20 protein-coding genes and 1 other annotated feature are annotated in these 21,619 nt (G+C 37.1%); all 20 genes read left to right on the top strand.

The window, feature by feature from the left end; translation table 11 throughout:
* The first annotated feature begins 78 nt into the window (after positions 1-78).
* The 20 genes from sigG to pyrE all read left to right on the top strand — a co-directional run bounded on the left by sigG (position 79) and on the right by pyrE (position 21,443).
* The gene (gene sigG / locus AN959_RS00255) at positions 79-864 is read left to right on the top strand and encodes an RNA polymerase sporulation sigma factor SigG (RefSeq protein WP_053590088.1); all 786 of its coding nucleotides are present in this window, start codon (positions 79-81) and stop codon (positions 862-864) included.
* 95 nt (positions 865-959) lie between these two features.
* Positions 960-1,199, top strand: a complete 240-nt coding sequence (locus tag AN959_RS00250; RefSeq protein WP_053590087.1) for a PRC-barrel domain-containing protein — start codon at positions 960-962, stop codon at positions 1,197-1,199.
* Between the two features lie 76 nt (positions 1,200-1,275).
* Positions 1,276-1,968 carry a YggS family pyridoxal phosphate-dependent enzyme gene (locus tag AN959_RS00245; protein ID WP_056827371.1) on the top strand — a complete coding sequence of 231 codons (693 nt, stop codon included), beginning with the start codon at positions 1,276-1,278 and terminating at the stop codon, positions 1,966-1,968.
* Positions 1,965-2,447, top strand: coding sequence for a cell division protein SepF (locus AN959_RS00240; protein WP_056827369.1), 483 nt, complete (start codon positions 1,965-1,967; stop codon positions 2,445-2,447). The genes AN959_RS00245 and AN959_RS00240 overlap by 4 nt, the downstream gene beginning before the upstream one ends.
* Before the next feature lie 19 nt (positions 2,448-2,466).
* Positions 2,467-2,727: a YggT family protein gene (locus tag AN959_RS00235; RefSeq protein WP_053590084.1), complete on the top strand. Its 261-nt coding sequence runs from the start codon at positions 2,467-2,469 to the stop codon at positions 2,725-2,727.
* A gap of 48 nt (positions 2,728-2,775) precedes the next feature.
* A complete protein-coding gene (locus AN959_RS00230; protein ID WP_056827367.1) occupies positions 2,776-3,564 on the top strand; it encodes an RNA-binding protein in 789 nt (262 codons plus the stop codon).
* A gap of 97 nt (positions 3,565-3,661) precedes the next feature.
* Complete coding sequence (locus tag AN959_RS00225) at positions 3,662-4,171, top strand: DivIVA domain-containing protein (RefSeq protein ID WP_053590082.1); 510 nt, start codon at positions 3,662-3,664, stop codon at positions 4,169-4,171.
* Between the two features lie 52 nt (positions 4,172-4,223).
* Positions 4,224-4,448 (top strand) — a binding site (T-box leader).
* Between the two features lie 75 nt (positions 4,449-4,523).
* The gene (ileS, locus tag AN959_RS00220; RefSeq protein WP_056827365.1) at positions 4,524-7,286 is read left to right on the top strand and encodes an isoleucine--tRNA ligase; all 2,763 of its coding nucleotides are present in this window, start codon (positions 4,524-4,526) and stop codon (positions 7,284-7,286) included.
* A gap of 953 nt (positions 7,287-8,239) precedes the next feature.
* A complete protein-coding gene (gene lspA, locus AN959_RS00215) occupies positions 8,240-8,716 on the top strand; it encodes a signal peptidase II (RefSeq protein ID WP_053590080.1) in 477 nt (158 codons plus the stop codon).
* Positions 8,716-9,642 carry an RluA family pseudouridine synthase gene (locus AN959_RS00210; protein WP_053590079.1) on the top strand — a complete coding sequence of 309 codons (927 nt, stop codon included), beginning with the start codon at positions 8,716-8,718 and terminating at the stop codon, positions 9,640-9,642. Before lspA ends, AN959_RS00210 begins: the two co-directional genes overlap by 1 nt.
* A 204-nt stretch (positions 9,643-9,846) precedes the next feature.
* Positions 9,847-10,386, top strand: a complete 540-nt coding sequence (pyrR, locus tag AN959_RS00205) for a bifunctional pyr operon transcriptional regulator/uracil phosphoribosyltransferase PyrR (RefSeq protein ID WP_053590078.1) — start codon at positions 9,847-9,849, stop codon at positions 10,384-10,386.
* 31 nt (positions 10,387-10,417) lie between these two features.
* Entirely contained in the window at positions 10,418-11,710 is a 1,293-nt protein-coding gene (locus AN959_RS00200; protein ID WP_053590077.1) for a uracil-xanthine permease family protein, read from the top strand.
* A 265-nt stretch (positions 11,711-11,975) separates the two neighbouring features.
* Positions 11,976-12,854, top strand: a complete 879-nt coding sequence (locus tag AN959_RS00195; RefSeq protein ID WP_053590076.1) for an aspartate carbamoyltransferase catalytic subunit — start codon at positions 11,976-11,978, stop codon at positions 12,852-12,854.
* Between the two features lies 1 nt (position 12,855).
* A complete protein-coding gene (locus tag AN959_RS00190; RefSeq protein ID WP_056827363.1) occupies positions 12,856-14,136 on the top strand; it encodes a dihydroorotase in 1,281 nt (426 codons plus the stop codon).
* Positions 14,133-15,233 (top strand): carbamoyl phosphate synthase small subunit, encoded by a 1,101-nt coding sequence (locus AN959_RS00185; RefSeq protein WP_053590074.1) that lies wholly within the window; start codon positions 14,133-14,135, stop codon positions 15,231-15,233. The genes AN959_RS00190 and AN959_RS00185 overlap by 4 nt, the downstream gene beginning before the upstream one ends.
* Positions 15,226-18,423 carry a carbamoyl-phosphate synthase large subunit gene (carB, locus tag AN959_RS00180; RefSeq protein ID WP_056827361.1) on the top strand — a complete coding sequence of 1,066 codons (3,198 nt, stop codon included), beginning with the start codon at positions 15,226-15,228 and terminating at the stop codon, positions 18,421-18,423. Before AN959_RS00185 ends, carB begins: the two co-directional genes overlap by 8 nt.
* Positions 18,420-19,196 (top strand): dihydroorotate dehydrogenase electron transfer subunit, encoded by a 777-nt coding sequence (locus AN959_RS00175; RefSeq protein WP_056827358.1) that lies wholly within the window; start codon positions 18,420-18,422, stop codon positions 19,194-19,196. The genes carB and AN959_RS00175 overlap by 4 nt, the downstream gene beginning before the upstream one ends.
* Positions 19,193-20,107, top strand: a complete 915-nt coding sequence (locus AN959_RS00170; RefSeq protein ID WP_056827356.1) for a dihydroorotate dehydrogenase — start codon at positions 19,193-19,195, stop codon at positions 20,105-20,107. Before AN959_RS00175 ends, AN959_RS00170 begins: the two co-directional genes overlap by 4 nt.
* On the top strand, positions 20,104-20,814 hold the full coding sequence (gene pyrF, locus AN959_RS00165) for an orotidine-5'-phosphate decarboxylase (protein WP_056827354.1): 711 nt from the start codon (positions 20,104-20,106) through the stop codon (positions 20,812-20,814). The genes AN959_RS00170 and pyrF overlap by 4 nt, the downstream gene beginning before the upstream one ends.
* On the top strand, positions 20,811-21,443 hold the full coding sequence (gene pyrE / locus AN959_RS00160; RefSeq protein WP_056827352.1) for an orotate phosphoribosyltransferase: 633 nt from the start codon (positions 20,811-20,813) through the stop codon (positions 21,441-21,443). Before pyrF ends, pyrE begins: the two co-directional genes overlap by 4 nt.
* Positions 21,444-21,619 lie beyond the last annotated feature (176 nt).

The following is a 21,619-nucleotide window of genomic DNA, read 5'->3' as shown; positions in this document are numbered from 1 at the left end:
ATGTCGCACCTTTCGAATAAAGTTCATTCTCTCGGACAAACTGATTAAGAACTATTAAAAGAGTCCGGAGGAAGATCTATGACGAGAACAAAAGTAGAATTATGCGGCATTGATACATCTAAGCTTCCTTTACTTTCCCACGAACAAATGAAAGAACTGTTTATTCGATTACAAGCAGGCGAAGAATCTGTAAAAGATGAGCTAGTCATGTGTAATTTAAGATTAGTTTTAAGTCTTGTTCAACGATTTGCATATCGTGGTGAACAGGCTGATGACCTTTTCCAAGTTGGCTGTATTGGTCTTATCAAGTCAATTGAAAATTTTGATTTAAAGCATAACGTCCGTTTTTCAACATATGCCGTACCAATGATAATTGGAGAAATTAAAAGGCATTTACGCGACCATCATTCTGTCCGTGTTTCTAGATCTTTAAGAGATATCGCATATAAAGCAATGAAAGCAAAAGAACAGTATATTAACGATAATTTACAAGAACCGACACTTGAAGATTTGTCACAAATATTAGAAATTCCAGTGGAAGATATTTTATTATCATTAGATGCGATTCAGGATCCAGTATCGTTACAAGAACCAATTTTTAGCGATGGAGGAGACGCTATCTATATGATGGATCAATTATGTGATAATGATGTATCGGAAGAACAATGGGTAACGTATTTTACAGTAAAAGATACATTTCAAAAGTTAGATGCTAGGCAAAAGAAAATCCTAACAAAACGAATATACTACGGGGCTACCCAAACGGAAATAGCAAGCGATCTTGGCTTATCACAAGCTCAAATTTCAAGGCTAGAGAAAAGCGCATTATCTATTATCCAAGGGCAGTTAAATCCGAAAGAATAGTAATACAAAACATTCTCATATAAAAAACGCTTTTTCTCAAATGAAAAAGCGTTTTTTTATTTTTCAATTCATATAATGGGGAAAGGAGGATGATGATGAAATTTTCTGATGCGCAACAAAAGGAAGTTATAGAAGCAACAAGTGGCCAATTATTGGGGTATATTGTTGATGCGGAAATTGATAAGGATACAGGATTTATTACTTCATTTATTGTAGAAGCACAAGGTTCATATCCAGCATTCTTTAATAAAAAAAGCGAAACTAAAAAAATTGCCGTGCAAAATATAGCTATAATTGGTAAAGATGTTATAATTGTATCAAAAAATACACTCTAGTATGTATTCATCATTGATAAATAAGCCTTTCATTGATACAATAAACAAAAACAATTGATGAAAAGTTGGTTTTTCGATGACATATGTTAAGCAAAATTTAAAAACAATTAAAGATCAAATGAATAAGGCTCTAGCACGTGCAAATCGTGAAACTTCTGATGTTACGATTATTGCTGTTACAAAAGAAGTATCCGTTGAAAGAACAGTTGAAGTAATTGAAGCTGGATTACAACACCTAGGTGAGAATCGACCAGAAGGTTTAAACAAAAAAATAGATGCCATTCAAAATGATGTTAAATGGCATTACATAGGTACACTTCAAACAAGAAAAGTAAAGTCAGTAATAAATCACATAGACTATTTACACTCTTTAGATCGAATAAGTTTAGCTGAAGAAATTGAAAAAAGGGCAACTTCAACGAAGGATTGCTTTGTTCAAGTCAATGTATCTGAGGAAGAATCCAAACATGGCTTATCGATGGAAGATGTAGAATCCTTTATCGGTGAGCTAGACAAATATTCTCGAATACGAGTAATTGGTTTAATGACGATGGCTCCTAATACAGAAGATGAGAATATTATCCGTAATGTATTCCGTAAGTTAAAGCAATTACAGGAAAGAATCGCTCTCCAAAAACTACCGTATGCCCCGTGTACTGAATTATCGATGGGTATGTCTGGAGATTATGAAATTGCTATAGAAGAAGGAGCAACATTTGTACGAATAGGGACAGCTTTAGTCGGTAAAGAGAGGGAGGAAATTCAATGAGCATGAAAAACTGGATGAAAAATTTCTTCTACTTAGAAGAGGACGAAGAAAGTTCAACAGGACAGCAGCCAAGACCTCAACAACAACAGCAGCAAGTAGAAAATCAAATGAGACAGCAACCGATAAAACCTACTACAAAGGAACGTAAATTTAATACTGCCTCCAAAGAAGTGGCAGCATCAAATCTTGTAAGTATTCAAAATGTGCAAAAGTCTTCTAAAGTTATATTAGTAGAGCCACGTGTTTATGCAGAAGCTCAAGATATTTCCGAACACTTAAAAAGTAAAAAAGCTGTAATTGTGAATTTACAACGGATTGATAAAGATCAGGGAATCAGAATTATCGACTTTCTAAGTGGAACAGTGTACGCTTTAGGAGGAGACATTCAACGAATAGGTACAGATATATTCCTCTGTGCACCCGATTCAGTAGAAGTTGCTGGTGCAATATCGGATTATTATTATAATGACCTAAATTGATAGAGGAGTAAACAATCTTATGGACATAGTTTTAATTTTGTTAAGTTATGTTGTTAAATATTACACATATGCATTGATTATTTATATATTAATGTCATGGGTTCCTAGTATTCAACAATCGAGTTTTGGTCAGTTACTAGGAAGAATTTGTGAACCATACTTAGAACCGTTTAGAAAAATTATTCCACCAATTGGAATGATCGATATATCTCCTATCGTTGCAATCTTTGTGTTAAATATTGCACTTAGAGGTATAGTATCATTAGTATACTTATTTTAAACCTCACATTCGTGAGGTTTTTACTATATCTGAGAGGGAATTTTTTATATGGAAAATGTATTGCAGCATTTTAGAAGAGAAGAGCAGCCTTTCATTGAACAGGTAGTGAATATGATGCGAGAAGTAGAGGATCGGTATGCTCCAAAGCTAACTGATTTTTTAGATCCAAGACAGCAATTTATTGTAGACTCTATTCGAAGACAGTATGGAGATATAGATGTAGCGTCGAATGGAGCTTTAGATGAAGTAGAACGCAAAAGATTACTTTTATACCCATCCTATTTTGTACCTACTCTAGAAGACTTCATGATGACTGTAGTGGAAGTTCAATATCCTAAAAAGTTTGTGACATTACGACATAAAGACGTCCTTGGTTCTATGATGTCTTTAGGAATTGATCGTAGCAAATTTGGAGATATTCGAGTGCAAGATGGTTCTATACAATTTGTGGTAGCTACTGAAGTGTTAGACTATGTACGTGCCAACTTTACTGCGATTGGCAAAGTAAAAGTACATATTGAAATAGTAGAAAATCCTACTAATTATTTTGTACAACAGGAGGAATGGTCCTCAGAAACTTTAACTGTCAGTTCATTAAGACTTGATACTGTCATCTCAGCTGTTTTTAACATATCCAGACAAAAATCTTCCTCGCTTATTCAGAGTGGAAAAGTGAAAGTAAACTGGACGGAGAAAGATCAAATTTCTTTAGAGTTACAAGAATTAGACCTAATTTCTATAAGAGGTTTGGGAAGAGTTAAACTTTTAATGATTGAAGGTCGTACAAAAAAAGACAAAATTAGACTACAAATTGGTCGTTTAGATGTAAAAAATTAAATAATCTATAAATTATGTTCGAATTTTGATGTTTTCCCTCTCTTCTAAATGTATAATAGAGGGAAAGAATGATAGGATAGTAAAGGAGATGGAATAGATGCCACTAACCCCACTTGATATACATAACAAGGAATTTAGTAAAGGCTTCAGAGGGTATAATGAGGATGAAGTAAATGAATTCTTAGACCAAATTATGAAAGACCTTGAAATTGTGATGAAAGAAAAAAAAGAACTTGAATTACAACTGAAATCGTCAAGCGAAAAAGTAGGACATTTCACATCGATTGAAGAGACTTTACATAAATCTATCGTTGTAGCACAAGAGGCAGCAGAAGAAGTTCGTCGTAACTCCCAAAAAGAGGCTAAGTTGATTGTTAAAGAAGCAGAAAAAAATGCGGATCGTATTGTTAATGAAGCACTTACGAAAGCGAGAAGAATAGCGCTAGAAATTGAAGAACTGAAAAAACAATCGAAAGTCTTCCGTAATCGTTTTAAAATGCTTGTAGAAGCACAGCTAGACCTAATTAATACAGATGATTGGAATCATTTAATGGAATATGACGTAGATACAACAGAAATAGATCGCATATCTATTAAAGAGGACTAATACATTTCTTGACTGATGCACTTACTTTTCCTATAATAATTTCATATCATATAAATATGCGTTGAAAAAGACTTCTAAATTAGATTTCGTAAAGCGACTTGAGGATGGTGAGAGCTCAGGCAATGAAACTTTTTTAGATTATCCCTTTTGAGCAAAGGCACTGAAAGTTAACTAGTAAGTGTCTTCGGATTATGTCCCGTTATGACATACTAAGCGGCGATTTTCTAAAAAATCGCAAGTAGGGTGGTACCGCGAGCTATAACTTCTCGTCCCTTTTTGGGATGAGGGTTTTTTTTATTTTCTAGCTCTTTTCTAGCACCTTACGCTTTTTCAAAAATAAGGAGGAATTAAAATGGAGTACAAAGACACGTTATTAATGCCAAAAACCGATTTCCCAATGCGTGGAAATTTACCTGTTAAAGAGTTAGATATCCAAACAAAATGGGCAGAAATGGATATTTACAAAAAAGTACAAGAACGAACACAAGGACGTCCTTTTTTCGTGTTACACGATGGTCCTCCATATGCAAATGGTGATCTTCACATGGGGCATGCACTAAATAAAGTATTAAAAGATATGATTGTTCGACATAAATCAATGACTGGATTTCATGCACCTTATGTACCAGGTTGGGATACACATGGATTACCAATTGAGCAGGCACTTACAAATAAAGGTGTAAAACGAAAAGAAATGACTTTAGCAGAGTTTCGTAAGCTTTGTGAAGAATATGCTTACGAGCAAATTGATAACCAACGCAATCAGTTTAAACGTCTAGGTGTTCGTGGCGATTGGGAAAACCCATATGTTACGCTAAAACCAGAATTTGAGTCTCGTCAAATCGAGGTATTCGGAGAAATGGCGAAGAAGGGGTATATTTATAAAGGATTGAAACCAGTTTACTGGTCACCTTCTAGTGAATCTGCTCTAGCAGAAGCAGAAATTGAATATCAAGATAAAAAATCGCTTTCTATTTATGTAAGCTTTTCAGTAACAGAAGGAAAAGGCGTTCTAGAAGAAGGAACTAAATTTATTATTTGGACGACAACACCTTGGACTATTCCGGCAAACTTAGCAATTTCCCTTCATCCATCTGTAGAGTATGCGGTAGTTCAAGTAAGAGATAAAAAATTTGTTGTTGCAAAAGACTTAGTGGAATCTGTTGCATCCGAGCTAGGTTGGGAAGAATATTCTGTTGAGCGTACATTAGTCGGAAAAGAAATGGATCGTCTTGTTGCAAAACATCCACTTTATGATCGTGATTCCTTAATTATCCTTGGGGAACATGTAACGACAGAATCTGGTACAGGTTGTGTTCATACAGCGCCTGGTCATGGGGAAGAAGACTTTTATGTTGGTAAAGCATATGGTTTAGACGTTTTATGTCCAGTGGATGACCGAGGAGTTATGACTGCAGAAGCTCCAGGTTTCGAAGGTCTTTTCTATGATAATGCTAATAAAGCAATTACAGAAGCTCTTGATAAAGTTGGGGCTTTAGAAAAACTTACATTCTTTACGCATTCATACCCACATGACTGGCGTACTAAAAAACCAGTTATTTATCGTGCTACTGCACAATGGTTTGCATCAATTGAAGCTTTTAGAGATGAATTATTGCAATCGATTCGTAATACTAATTTTACTCCTACTTGGGGTGAAACTCGTTTATACAATATGATTCGCGATCGCGGAGACTGGTGTATTTCTCGTCAACGTGTTTGGGGTGTTCCAATTCCTGTGTTTTATGCGGAAGATGGAGAGCCAATCCTTACTGAAGAAACTATTTCTCATGTATCAAAATTATTCCGAGAACATGGTTCAAATATTTGGTTCCAAAAAGAAGCGAAAGAATTACTTCCAGAAGGATTTACACACCCAAGAAGTCCAAATGGAATCTTCACAAAAGAAACAGATATTATGGACGTATGGTTTGACTCTGGCTCTAGTTATCAAGGAGTTTTAGTTGAACGTGACGATTTAGTATTCCCTGCTGATTTATATCTAGAAGGTTCAGACCAATATCGTGGATGGTTTAACTCTTCATTAATTACAAGCACGGCTGTATATGGTCATGCACCTTACAAAGGGTTATTAAGCCATGGATTTACGTTAGATGGTGAAGGACGTAAAATGAGTAAATCATTAGGTAATGTTATTGTGCCTTCTAAAGTGATGAACCAACTTGGTGCAGATATCGTTCGCCTTTGGGTAGCTTCTGTTGATTACACAGCAGACGTTCGAGTATCGGATGCAATCTTTAAACAAGTGACAGAGGTTTACCGAAAAATCCGTAATACATTCCGATTCTTACACGGTAATATTAGCGATTTCCATCCAGTGAATGATCGTGTTGAATTTAAAGATCTTCGTGAAGTAGATCAATATGTATACATGAAACTTCAAGAAGTCATTAAAACAGTAAGAGCTGCTTATGAACGTTACGACTTTGCTAGCGTTTATCATACAGTAAATAACTTTGTTTCAGGTGAGCTAAGCTCATTCTATTTGGATATTGCAAAAGATGTAGTATACATTTATGGTCAAGATCATAAAGATCGTCGTGCAATGCAAACAGTTATGTATGATACACTTCTTTCCCTATTAAAATTAATGACACCAATTTTACCTCATACAGCAGATGAGCTTTGGTCTTATTTAGAGAATGAAACTGAAGAAAGCATTCAACTTACAGATATGCCAGACGCAGTTGAATACCCAGAGTATGAAGCATTAGCTGCTAAGTGGAGTAAAATCATGGATTTACGTGATGATGTATTAAAAGCATTAGAAGAAGCACGAAATGCTAAAACAATTGGTAAATCTTTAGAGGCTAAAGTAACGTTATATGTGAAAGATGAATTTAAACCATTGTTTGATACTGATACAATTGATTTTGCTCAATTATTTATCGTATCTCAATTTGAACTTGCAGGTTCTCAACAAGATGCTACAGAAGCTAGCTTAGTTCTTGAAAATGCTTCTGTTTTGGTGGAAAAAGCAGATGGAGAAAAATGTGAACGCTGTTGGACAATTTCCGAAACAGTGGGAGCAAACGAAAAACACCCAACATTATGTACTCGTTGTGCAGATGTTGTAGAGCAACATTATATCTAATAAAATCAATGTGGTCCGTAATAGTAGGACCACATTTTTTTCAGTTAGAAAGTCTAAACTATTATAAAGAGTATGCTAGCGAATATTCTGTGCGTTGAATCAGACAACTATTACAAGATTATCGAAAAAAGAAGAGGTGGTCGTGACGACAGTCACGACCACCCCTTCAAAATAATCCCGCATTAATCATGTAGCCAAATTCTGTCCAAAGCCTCCGATAACGATTGAGAACAGGTAATGTCTTAAGGGGATATTAGCGCTTTCTTATGCTGTCTAGCTCCAGCGACTAGCCCCTCGAGGTCAAATAACCTCACACAATGAAGTCAAAGAGCGACTTCTTTGTGTGAAGAACATTTGCTTGTCAGAGGGCCACAGGAAGTGGGTCATAGAGTCGTTGCGACACGATGTCGCGAACTTAGACTGTATACCTTCTGCGCTTGCGCTCTTCTTATGCTGTCTAGCTCCAGCGACTAGCCCCTCGAGGTCAAATAACCTTCCCTCAACGAAGTCAAAGAACGACTTCTTTGTGTGAAGAACATTTGCTTGTCGGAGGGCCACAGGAAGTGGGTCATACAGTCGTTGCGACACGATGTCGCGAACTTAGACTGTATTCCTTCTGCGCTTGCGCTTTTCTTATGCTGTCTAGCTCCAGCGCCTAGCCCCTCGAGGTCAAATAACCTTCACACAATGAAGTCAAAGAGCGACTTCTTTGTGTGAAGAACATTTGCTTGTCGGGGCTGACATAGTCGCTTGCGCTTTTCTTAGATAGGTCATCTTTTACGTATATATAGAATGTATGGTAAACTGTTGTAGATTCTTTTAATTTTATTGGGTAGGTCTTACTATGCACAAGATCAATAAAGTTAAAACCTTCGGCGGAAATACCACAGATTCTTGTTCGATAAAATCTGGTGTAAAAACGCCAAGGTGAATTTGATTGCGGGGGAATTGTTGTGTGGAAATTTTATGGATTGGCAGCGTTAGTAATTGCGCTTGATCAGTGGACTAAATGGTTAATAGTTAAAAATATGGAATTAGGAGAACGAATTCCAATATTGGATCCTTATATTGGATTACTTTCTCACCGAAATCGTGGAGCCGCTTGGGGAATGTTACAAGGCCAAATTGGTTTATTTACAGTCGTAACGATTGTCGTCATAATTGGTATTATTTATTACTTTCATAAAGAAGCAAAAGGTAAACCAATGTTTCAGTCTGGTTTAATGCTACTATTAGGTGGAGCGATAGGAAACTTTATCGATCGACTTTGGAGAAATGAAGTAGTGGACTTTGTTGATGTCTTAATCCCAATCATTAATTATGATTTTCCTATTTTTAATGTTGCAGATGCAGCATTAACAATCGGTGTTGTAATTGTCATATTATTTATACTGAAAGAAGAACGAGCTGAAAAGAAAAAGGTGAAGTAATGGAAGAATTAACGTTTATTATTGAAAAAGAACTTGCAAAAGAGAGAATCGACAAAGCGATAGCATCATTTGACACAGAATGGTCGCGAACACAAATCCAAAATCTTATAAAAGATGGACATGTACTTGTGAATACAGAGGCCGCTAAATCGAACTATAAAGTGAAGGAAGGAGACGTAATTGTCGTAACTCCTCCTGAAGCAGTGCAACTTGATGTTGTTGCAGAAGATTTACATTTAGAAATTATTTATGAGGATGAAGATGTTGCAGTTGTATATAAACCACGTGGTATGGTTGTACACCCTGCTCCAGGACATGTAACTGGTACTCTTGTAAATGGTCTAATGTATCAAATAACAGATTTATCAGGAATTAATGGTGTTTTACGTCCAGGAATTGTTCACCGTATCGATAAAGATACAACTGGATTATTAATGGTAGCAAAGAATGATGTTGCGCATGTTTCGTTAGTTGATCAACTAGTAAAGAAAACAGTAACACGGAAATACACTGCAGTTGTACATGGTCGTATCCCTCATGACAAGGGAACAATTGATGCTCCCATTGGTCGAGACAAAAAAGACCGACAAAGTATGGCAGTTGTAGACAATGGAAAACATGCAGTTACGCATTTCCGTGTCTTAGAACGTTTTGATAAATTTACATTAGTAGAATGTCAGTTAGAAACTGGAAGAACGCATCAAATTCGTGTACACATGAAGTATATTGGTTATCCACTAGCAGGAGATCCGAAGTACGGTCCAAAGAAAACAATTGATTTCGATGGACAAGTTTTACATGCAGGGGTACTAGGGTTTATTCAACCCAAAACAGGTGAATATTTGGAGTTTTCATACCCACTTCCAGAGGATTTCACAAATTTATTACAAGATTTACGAAAACAATCATTGATTAAAGAAGATTAATGCTTTATACTAAGCAAAGAAAAGTAAATAGCTTCACCTTTAATAACAGTCCAGAGAGGCTGAGAAGGTACATGTGAAAGTGACTCACTATTTGTCTGCGGACTTATTTTGTGGGTGCACCCTATTTTATTACGCACATACAACCTCTTGGGCATCTCTAGCTCAAGAGGTTTTTTATTTTTTATCAATAAAAGGAGGGTACATATGGCGGAGAAAGCTAGCATTTTAGATGAACAGTCTATTAATAGGGCTTTGACAAGAATTGCACATGAAATAATTGAACGTAATAAAGGAATTGAAGAATGTATTCTAGTAGGGATAAAAACAAGAGGTGCTTTTCTAGCAAAAAGGCTTGCTAAAAAAATTGAAAGTATCGAAGGGAATGCAATCAAAACTGGAGAACTGGATATTACGTTATACAGAGATGACTTATCTTTAAAAAATGAATCGAATGAGCCACTCGTTCAACAAGTGGACATTACGCATGACGTAGCAAATAAAAAAGTTATTTTAGTAGATGATGTGTTATACACAGGAAGAACGGTCCGTGCTGCTATGGATGCAGTGATGGATTTAGGTAGACCTGCTCAAATTCAATTAGCGGTATTAATTGACAGGGGGCATCGTGAGCTTCCAATTAGAGCGGATTATGTTGGTAAAAATATTCCGACATCAAGTAGTGAAAGAATTGTTGTAAAAGTAGTAGAAACAGATGAGGTTGATGCAGTTACCATCTTTGAATAATAAATCTTATGGAAAAAGGTAGGAAAAACCCATGACAAATGCAGTGTTAGACGTAAACGAAAAGCCATCAGGTGGACAACTTATAACATTAAGTTTTCAACATATGTTTGCGATGTTTGGTTCCACTATTTTAGTGCCACAGCTAGTTGGGTTAAGTCCTGCAATTGCATTACTTACTAGCGGTATAGCAACGATTTTCTTTCTTTTAATCACGAAATTTCAAGTACCAGCATACTTAGGTTCATCCTTTGCATTCATTGCTCCAATTATTTTAGCAACAAAAGTTAGTGGAGCCGGAAGTGCAATGATCGGTGGGATGTTTGTTGGAATTACGTACGGAATAGTTGCCCTGGTTATTTGGAAAAGCGGGTATAAATGGATTATGAAACTACTACCCCCAATTGTAGTTGGTCCCGTAATCATGGTTATTGGATTAGGACTTGCTGGAGTAGCTGTAGATATGGCGATGAATATAAAAGTAGATGGTAACTCGGTATATAGCTTTACACACTTCTCTGCTGCTCTTGTAACATTATTTACAGCGATTTTCTGCACCATTTATTTTAAAAACATTTTAAGCACTATGCCAATTTTAATCGGTTTAATAGTAGGCTATATTTACTCAGCTGCCATTGGGATTATTGATTACACAGCAGTAAAACAAGCGCAGTGGTTTGAAGTTCCTGACTTCTTAATTCCAGGAATAGATTATGATTTTGTAATAACTTCTAAGTTGTTGCTAATTATGGTTCCAATCGTAATTGTAACAATTTCAGAACATATAGGTCATCAATTAGTACTTGGTAAAGTAGTTGAACGTGATTATATAAAAGAACCAGGTTTACATCGTTCTTTACTAGGTGATGGTTTAGGAACATTTGTTAGTTCACTAATCGGTGGTCCACCTAAAACGACTTATGGTGAAAACATCGGAGTTTTGGCCATCACACGTGTATATAGTGTATATGTAATTTTAGGTGCAGCAGTCGTTGCGATAGCTATTTCATTCCTTGGAAAAGTTATGGCAGTGATCGCATCGATTCCAACAGCAGTTCTAGGTGGAGTTTCCATACTCCTATTCGGAATTATTGCATCAAGTGGTCTTCGAATGCTTGTAGAAAACAATATTGACTTCGGTAATAATCGTAATCTAGTAATTGCATCTGTAATTTTAGTAATAGGTATCGGTGGTGCGAAGTTTGTTGTATCAGAATCATTAAGTATTGAAGGAATGGCATTAGCAGCGATTATTGGGGTTATTTTAAACCTAGTGCTTCCAGGAAGAAAAGAAGAACCAATTGCAGGTATGGAACAAAAAGAATAATTAACCTTTTAAGAAGTTGAACAGAGAGTCAACAAAAGGTTCGGCTAGCAGAGTAGGGATTTTCCATAAGATCCTTTACTTGTCTATGCAAAAACGAACCTTCTCGAGACTTTTCGAGAAGGTTTTTAACTTCATTGAGACAAATTTCTGAATAAAGTTAAAGCCTCCGGCGGATGTCATAGATCTTTCGAGGAATTTATCGAGCTAAATCGATAAAAATCTGAACGCAAATATGCCAACATGCATTTAATATAGGGGGATATAGATGAAAAACTTAGTATCGATGAAAGAATTATCTAAAGAACAAATTATGGATATTTTAAAACTTGCTCAAGCATTTCGTGAAGGCGAACAATCCACGTTAAAACATAACTACACAATGGCTAACTTATTTTTTGAACCGAGTACACGAACAAAAATGAGCTTTGAAATGGCCGAGAGAAAGTTACATTTAAATGTACTTCCATTTGAGGCTGGCTTTTCTAGCACTTTAAAAGGAGAAACACTATATGACACGGTGAAAGCCTTGGAATCAATTGGGGTTGATGCGGTTGTAATCAGACATGAACAAAATAACTTCTTTGATGAATTAATAGAAAAAGTAAAACCTGTCATTATTAACGGTGGAGATGGAACAGGGAATCATCCTACACAAAGTCTTCTTGATTTATTGACTATCCAACAAGAATTCGGGACGTTTGAAAATAAGGAAATAACTATAGTTGGAGATATTGCACATAGCCGAGTTGCCCGTTCAAATGCAGATGCGCTTATAAGACTTGGAGCGAAAGTTAATTTTGTATGCCCACCCGAGTGGCAAGCAGAATTTGATGCTGTCAACAATATGGATGAAATAATTGAGACAAGTGATGTAATGATGATGCTTCGTGTACAGCATGAAAGACATGATGGAAAATCATACTTTACAAATGAAAGTTATCATGCAGCGTATGGATTGACTGTAGAAAGAGAAAAAAGGATGAAGGAAAATGCAATCATTATGCATCCAGGTCCATTTAATAGAGATATTGAAATAGCGAGTGAACTAATTGAAGTGGATCGTTCAAGAATCTTTAAGCAAATAGAAAATGGTGTTTTCATTCGAATGGCAGTCATTGAAATGATTTTGAAAGGGAGAGAATAGGATGACAAAAATTATTCAAAACGTTCAAATAGTTAACAATGAAGGAAGTTTAGAAAACACTTCAGTTGTGATAGAAAACGGAGTAATTACTAAAATTGGGACGAATGAAACTATAAATGATGCACAAGTAATTGATGGTAAAGGTATGTTACTTTCTCCTGGTTTCATCGATGTACATGTTCATTTACGTGAGCCAGGTGGTGAGCACAAGGAGACGATTGAAAGTGGAACGAAAGCAGCAGCTAAAGGTGGATATACAACCATCTGTGCAATGCCAAATACGAGACCCGTACCAGATACAGTTGAAAACTTCACCCATGTTTTAGACTTAATAGAGAAAAATGCGCTTGTGCGAGTGTTGCCGTATGCATCTATCACTATTCGCCAAGCTGGAAAAGAAAGAACAGATATTAAAGCATTGAAAAAGCTAGGAGCATTTGCTTTAACAGATGATGGAGTAGGCGTGCAAGCAGCTGGCACAATGCTAGAAGCGATGGAGGAAGCAGCAAATTTTCAAATTCCTGTAGTAGCTCACTGTGAAGATAACTCACTTATATACGGTGGAGTTATGCACAAAGGAAAACGAAATGAAGAACTTGGACTAAAAGGAATCCCTTCCGTTTCAGAATCAGTACATATAGCCCGGGATATTTTACTCGCTGAAGCAGCGGGAGCACATTATCATGTTTGTCACGTTAGTACGAAGGAATCTGTCCGTGTAATTAGAGATGCTAAAAAAGCTGGAGTAAAAGTGACAGCAGAAGTAAGTCCTCATCATTTATTGCTTTGCGAGGATGATATTCCATCGAATAATGCCGTTTGGAAGATGAATCCACCATTAAGAGGGAAAGACGATATGCTTGCACTTCGGTCTGGATTGCTTGACGGTACGCTAGATTTTATTGCAACAGATCATGCTCCTCATACAGAAGAAGAAAAAGCAAATGGATTCGAAAAAGCACCATTTGGAATTGTCGGACTAGAAACAGCATTTCCTCTCTTGTATACACATTTTGTGAAAACTGGTGAGTGGACTTTGAAACAGTTATTAGATTACTTAACGATAAAGCCTGCTGAGGTTTTTGGATTTGAGTTTGGAAAACTAGAAGAGGGGGCACCCGCTGATTTAGTTTTGATTGACTTAGAAAAAGAACAAGCGATTGATAAAGAAGCATTTTTATCAAAAGGTAAAAATACACCATTTGACGGTTGGGCTTGTAATGGATGGCCTCAAGTAACTATTTTCAACGGAGAAATCGTATGGCAGGAGGAGAACGCATGAAAACAAGATATTTAATATTAGAAGACGGCACTGTATTTAAAGGAAATGCATTTGGAAGTGAGGAAGGGACAATTGGTGAGGTAATATTTACAACGGCTATGACCGGTTATCAGGAATCTATTTCTGACCCTTCCAACTGTGGTCAAATATTAACGTTTACTTACCCAATGGTTGGTAATTATGGTGTCAACCCTGATGATTTTGAAGCTATTGAGATTGGACTTTCTGGTGTAGTTGTTAGAGAGCTTGCAGAACAACCATCTAATTTTAGAAGTGCTGGCTCATTAAGTGAATTTTTAGCAGCAAAAAATGTTCCAGGAATTGAAGGAATCGATACAAGAAAGTTAACCCGTATTATTCGTAAACACGGGTCCTTAAAAGGGCAGCTAACAAAAGCTGGAGAAGAAGTTAAGGTAGAAGAAATAGTTCAGACATTGAAATCTACTGAAATACCAAGAAATGTTGTAGAACAGGTTTCCATAACACGTCCATATCCAAGTCCAGGACGCGGAAAAAGAGTAGTATTAGTAGATTTTGGTATGAAGCACGGTATTTTAAGAGAATTAAACAAACGCGATTGCGACATTATAGTTGTGCCATATAACACTTCCGCAAAAGAAATCTTAGGTATGTATCCAGATGGTGTAATGCTTTCAAATGGACCTGGAGATCCAACCGATATTCCAGAGGCTATCGAAATGGTGAAAGGAATAATTGGAAACGTTCCGATTTTCGGAGTATGTCTTGGTCATCAGCTTATTTCTCTAGCAAGTGGAGCAACATCATTTAAATTAAAATTTGGACATCGTGGAGGGAATCATCCGGTAAAAGATTTAACTACTGGAAGAACGGAGTTAACTTCTCAGAACCATGGTTATGCAATTGATGCAGACTCGATTGCAAATACAGATTTAGAAATTACACATGTTGCATTGAATGACGGTACGGTTGAAGGTGTAAGACATAAAAAGTTCCCGGTGTTCTGTGTACAGTTCCACCCTGAAGGATCTTCGGGACCTGAAGATTCGACTCATCTATTTGATCAGTTTATCGAACTAATGAATGCTAGAGACAAAAAGGAGAATTCAAATGCCTAAACGTAAAGATATAGAAACAATTTTAGTTATCGGATCTGGTCCAATTGTAATCGGTCAAGCAGCTGAGTTTGACTATGCTGGAACACAAGCGTGTATGTCATTAAAAGAGGAAGGATATAAAGTAATCCTTGTAAATTCTAATCCAGCGACAATTATGACTGACACAGAAATAGCAGATAAAGTATATATCGAACCAATCACTCTACCTTTTGTAAGCAAAATTATTCGTAAGGAGCGTCCTGACGCAATACTTCCAACACTAGGTGGTCAAACTGGTCTGAATATGGCCATTCAGCTGGATGAATCAGGTATTTTGGATGAACTAGGTATTGAAATTCTAGGTACAAAACTGGAGGCAATCCATAAAGCGGAAGATCGTGATTTATTCCGTACATTGATGAATGAATTAAATGAACCAGTTCCAGAAAGTGATATCATTCATAATTTAGAGGAAGCAAAAGCATTTGTTGAAAGAATTGGCTACCCTGTAATCGTGCGCCCGGCATTCACCCTTGGAGGAACAGGTGGTGGAATCTGTCATAATGATGCAGACTTATTGGAAATCGTAACAAGCGGATTAAAATATAGCCCAGTAACGCAGTGTCTTCTTGAGAAATCCATTGCTGGATATAAAGAAATAGAGTATGAGGTAATGCGTGACTCTGCGGATAATGCAATTGTTGTATGTAATATGGAAAACGTAGATGCAGTTGGAATTCATACAGGGGACTCTATCGTAGTTGCACCAACTCAAACATTATCAGATCGTGAAAACCAAATGCTACGAAATGTATCGCTAAAAATTATTCGTGCATTAAAAATTGAAGGTGGATGTAATGTTCAGCTAGCACTTGATCCACATAGCTTTAACTACTACATTATTGAAGTTAACCCACGTGTTAGTCGTTCTTCAGCGCTTGCATCAAAAGCAACTGGTTACCCAATAGCAAAACTAGCTGCAAAAATAGCTGTCGGATTAACATTGGATGAAATGATGAATCCTGTAACAGAAAAAACATACGCTTGCTTCGAACCTGCTCTCGATTATATTGTTGCTAAAATTCCTAGATGGCCATTCGATAAGTTCGAATCTGCAAAACGTAATCTTGGAACACAGATGAAAGCAACTGGTGAAGTAATGTCACTTGGTCGTACGTTTGAAGAAGCAATTTTAAAATCAGTTCGTTCTCTTGAAACTGGACACTTCCATTTAGAAATGAAAAACAGTGAATCCATTACAGACGAGTGGATGAAAAAACGTATTCGACGTGCAGGTGATGAGCGTTTGTTCTTCATCGGAGAAGCGTTGCGTAGAGGCGTATCGGTAGAGCAAATCCATGAGTGGAGCCAAATCGATATGTTTTTCTTAAACAAACTACAAAACATTGTGCAATATGAGAAGGTTATTCAAGAAAATCCTTTCAATCAAGAAGTATTATACAAAGCAAAACGTATGGGATTTGCTGATAAAACAATCGCAAAATATTGGGATGTAAAAGAAATAGAAGTGTATGACTTCAAAAAAGAACATGGAATTGTACCAGTATACAAAATGGTTGATACTTGTGCAGGAGAATTTGAGTCGGAAACACCTTACTTCTATGGCACATATGAAGAAGAAAACGAATCCATCCGTTCGGAAAAAGAAAGTGTCATTGTATTAGGTTCTGGTCCGATACGTATTGGGCAAGGGGTAGAGTTTGACTACGCAACTGTACATTCTGTATGGGCAATTAAAGAAGCAGGATATGAAGCGATCATTATTAATAATAATCCGGAAACAGTTTCAACTGACTTCTCTATCTCAGACAAATTATACTTCGAACCATTAACAATAGAAGATGTAATGCATATCGTGGACCTAGAGCAACCAAAAGGAGTTGTTGTTCAATTCGGAGGACAAACAGCTATCAACCTAGCTGATGCATTAGAAGAAAGAGGAGTTAAAATTCTAGGTACTACACTAGAGGATATTGATCGAGCGGAAAACCGTAATAAGTTTGAAGCTGCCCTGCACGAAATCGGAATTCCACAACCATTAGGAAAAACTGCAGTTTCTGTAGAGGAAGCGATTGTAATCGCAAATGAAATTGGTTATCCAGTATTAGTAAGACCTTCCTATGTGCTTGGTGGTCGTGCGATGCAAATCGTATATAACGAAGATGAAATCAAACATTATATGGAAAATGCGGTAGAAGCAAGTCCAGAAAAACCAGTGTTAATCGACCGTTATTTAACTGGAACAGAAGTCGAAGTTGATGCAATCTGTGACGGGGAAAATGTACTCATTCCGGGAATCATGGAACATATTGAACGAGCAGGAGTTCACTCTGGTGACTCAATCGCTGTGTATCCACCGCAAAAACTATCACAAAAACATATCGATACACTGGTAGATTACACAACTCGTCTTGCTAAAGGATTAAATATTGTAGGGTTAATGAACATTCAATACGTCATTTCAAAAGATGAAGTATATGTGATTGAAGTAAATCCACGTTCAAGTCGTACAGTACCTTTCTTAAGTAAGATTACATCAATTCCAATGGCAAACATTGCGACAAAAGCAATATTAGGTCAATCCATTGTAAAACAAGGATACAAACCAGGGCTTGCTCCAAATAGCCCAGGAGTATACGTAAAGGTACCGGTATTTAGTTTTGCAAAACTTCGCCGAGTGGATATTACACTTGGACCAGAGATGAAATCGACCGGGGAGGTAATGGGGAAAGACATTACCTTAGAAAAAGCTTTATATAAAGGTTTAGTAGCAGCTGGAATGGAAATTAAAGATCATGGCTCTGTCCTAATGACCATCTCAGATAAAGATAAAGAAGAAGCTACTGAGATTGCAAAAAGATTTTATAATATAGGCTTCCGTATTATAGCAACAGAAGGAACAGCAGATATAATCCAAAAGGCGGGCATTCCAGTTGATATTGTAGATAAAATTGGCTCAAAAGGCACAACAATTCTAGATGTCATTCAAAAAGGAAATGCACAGTTTGTTATTAATACTCTAACTAAAGGCATGCAACCAGAACGAGATGGCTTCCGCATTAGACGTGAGTCAGTAGAAAATGGTATACCGTGTTTAACTTCTTTAGATACAGCAGAAGCAATGTTGAGAGTAATTGAGTCTATGACATTCTCTACAGAAATAATGCAGAAACAGGAGGTTCGAGCATGATCAGACAAGAACAAATGCAAGTCGTAAACCAAAGACAAATTGCGACGAACATTTTTGAACTAACATTAAGTGGACAGCTCGCATTAGAAATGAATCAGCCAGGTCAATTTGTCCATATACGTGTGTCTGATCAAATGGAACCTTTGCTTAGAAGACCAATCAGTATATCTTCTATTAACAAAGAAACATTAGAATTTACAATGATTTACCGCGCCGATGGAAGAGGGACTATCCTTCTTTCTGAAAAAAGACAAGGGGACCAGGTTGATGTACTTGGACCTCTTGGAAATGGTTTTTCAATTGATAAAATACAAGCGGGTCAAAAAGCTTTACTTGTAGGAGGTGGAATTGGAGTGCCTCCACTTTATGAGCTGTCGAAAAGATTGGTTGATAAAGGAGTACAGCCAATTCATGTGCTAGGTTTCCAAACAAAAGATGTAGTCTTCTATGAGAAACAATTTACGGAACTCGGTGAAACATTTATCGTAACAGCTGATGGTAGCTTTGGTCATGCAGGATTTGTTACAAATGTGCTTGAAACATTAGAGGATGATTTTTCAGTGTATTATAGCTGTGGTCCAACGCCTATGCTTGCTGCGCTTGAGAAAATGTATCCAGAAAAAGAAGGATATCTATCATTTGAACAAAGAATGGGTTGTGGCATAGGTGCATGCTTTGCGTGTGTGTGCGAAACTACAGAAAAAACAGATGCTGATTATGTGAAAGTTTGTTCAGATGGACCAGTGTTTGAGTCAGGAGTGATTCGAGTATGAATAGATTAGCAGTCGAATTACCAGGCCTTTCCTTGAAAAATCCGATAATGCCAGCTTCGGGTTGCTTTGGATTTGGAAAAGAATATGCGCAGTTATATGATCTTTCTAAGCTTGGAGCAATTATGATTAAAGCAACTACACCAGAAACGAGATTAGGAAATCCAACTCCTCGTGTAGCTGAAACACCTGCTGGAATGTTAAATGCAATTGGCTTACAAAATCCAGGCTTAACGAAAGTAATGGAAAATGAACTCCCTTGGCTAGATCAATATGATGTGCCTATTATCGCAAATGTAGCAGGTTATATTACAGAAGATTATGTTACAGTTGCAGAAGCAATCTCCAAAGCACCAAATGTTCATGCACTGGAACTTAATATCTCCTGTCCGAATGTAAAACAAGGTGGTATTACATTTGGGACAGATCCGAAAGTGGCGGAAGAATTAACGAAAGCAGTGAAAGCAGTATCTTCCGTTCCGGTATATGTAAAGCTTTCACCTAATGTTACAAATGTAAATGACATTGCAAAAGCAGTGGAAGCAGGTGGAGCAGACGGAATAACGATGATTAATACGCTGCTCGGGATGCGATTAGATACTAAAACAGGAAGACCTGTAATAGCAAATGTAACTGGAGGATTATCAGGGCCAGCAATTAAACCTGTAGCACTTCGAATGGTATATGATGTAGCAAAGCAAGTATCTATTCCGATTATTGGTATGGGTGGAATTGCTACTATTGAAGATGTCATTGACTTCTTAAGTGCAGGGGCTAGTGCTGTTGCAGTAGGTACAGCAAACTTTGTAGATCCTTTTGTTTGCCCGACTCTAATTGACCAGCTCCCAAATAAATTAGATGAATTAGGTTTTAATACGGTATCTGAACTAGTTGGAAGGAGTCATCGTTTATGAAAAACAGTCCGATAATTGCATTAGATTTTGCTACTGCAGAAGATGTATATCAATTCTTGTCTCCTTTTGAACAGACACTATTTGTTAAAGTAGGCATGGAGCTATATTTACAAGAAGGCCCTTCCATTGTTTATAAGTTAAAAGAAATGGGTCATGATGTTTTTCTAGATTTAAAATTGCATGATATCCCAAACACTGTAGGACAAGCGATGAAAGGACTTGCTCGACTTGGAGCAGACCTCGTTAATATCCATGCGGCTGGTGGAGAAGCGATGATGAGTGCGGCAAGAGAGGGGTTAGAAGCAGGTACAGCTGCTGGAAATAGAAGACCTTCTATTATTGCAGTAACGCAACTCACATCAACTTCTGAGAAGCAAATGCAAGAGGAACAACTCATTCAAGCGACAATTGATGAGTCTGTTGTTCACTATGCAAAACTAGCAAAACAAGCAAATCTCGACGGTGTCGTTTGTTCCGTTTTAGAAGCAAAAAAAATTGCAGAAGCTTGCGGCAATGACTTCTTACGTGTGACACCAGGAATTCGTTTAGCAGAAGGAGACACACACGATCAAGTTCGTGTTGCTACTCCCTCAAATGCAAGAGTACTTGGCTCATCTCACATTGTAGTAGGCCGTGCAATCACAAAAGCAGAAAATCCAGTATTCGCGTATGAAAAAGTATTAAACATGTGGGAGGAAAACGCATGACATTAGAAAATAAAATCGCAAAAGCATTACTTCAAGTAGGAGCTGTAGAGCTAAAGCCAAATGACCTTTTCACATGGGCTTCCGGTATTAAATCTCCAATCTACTGTGATAACCGCATTACGATGTCTTCTCCTGAAATCCGAAAAGAAATTGCAAAAGGGTTAGCAGAAGCAATTGAAAAAAACTTTCTAGGAACAGAAGCGGTAGCTGGGACAGCAACAGCCGGAATTCCACATGCCGCATGGGTTAGCGACGTATTAGAACTACCAATGATGTACGTTCGTTCGAAAGCCAAAGAGCATGGTCGTGGCAATCAAATTGAAGGTAAAGTTGTGCCAGGACAAAAAGTAGTTGTAATTGAAGATCTAATATCTACAGGTGGAAGCAGCTTAGTTGCAGTGGAAGCACTGCAAAAAGAAGGCTTGGATGTTCTAGGAGTTGTAAGTATTTTTACATACGGTCTTCCTAAAGCAGAGGAAGCATTCAAAGAAGCAGGAATAACCTTCGTAAGTTTAACAAATTATGATGCACTCGTGTATGCAGCAAAGGAAGCTGGAACAATCGCAGAAGAAGATTTACCACTGCTGACTAAGTGGCATAGTGATTTGAAGCAAGGCTTGTTGAAATAATCAAAAAGGAGTTGTCCGATAAGGGACAACTCCTTTTTTGTCTGGAATAAAATTGTTTGCGACAAATTTCCATTATCCCAACTACATATGCTGATTTTCTAACTGTATAAGAATATATCCCAACTAAAGGTTGATTTTCCTACAAATAATAAGCATGCTATAAAATGTTTTTTTTC

This window comes from Psychrobacillus sp. FJAT-21963 (genome assembly GCF_001420585.1).
Taxonomy (GTDB): domain Bacteria; phylum Bacillota; class Bacilli; order Bacillales_A; family Planococcaceae; genus Psychrobacillus.
The sequence above is the reverse complement of the archived record's forward strand: the minus strand, read 5'-3'. Positions and strand labels throughout refer to the sequence as shown.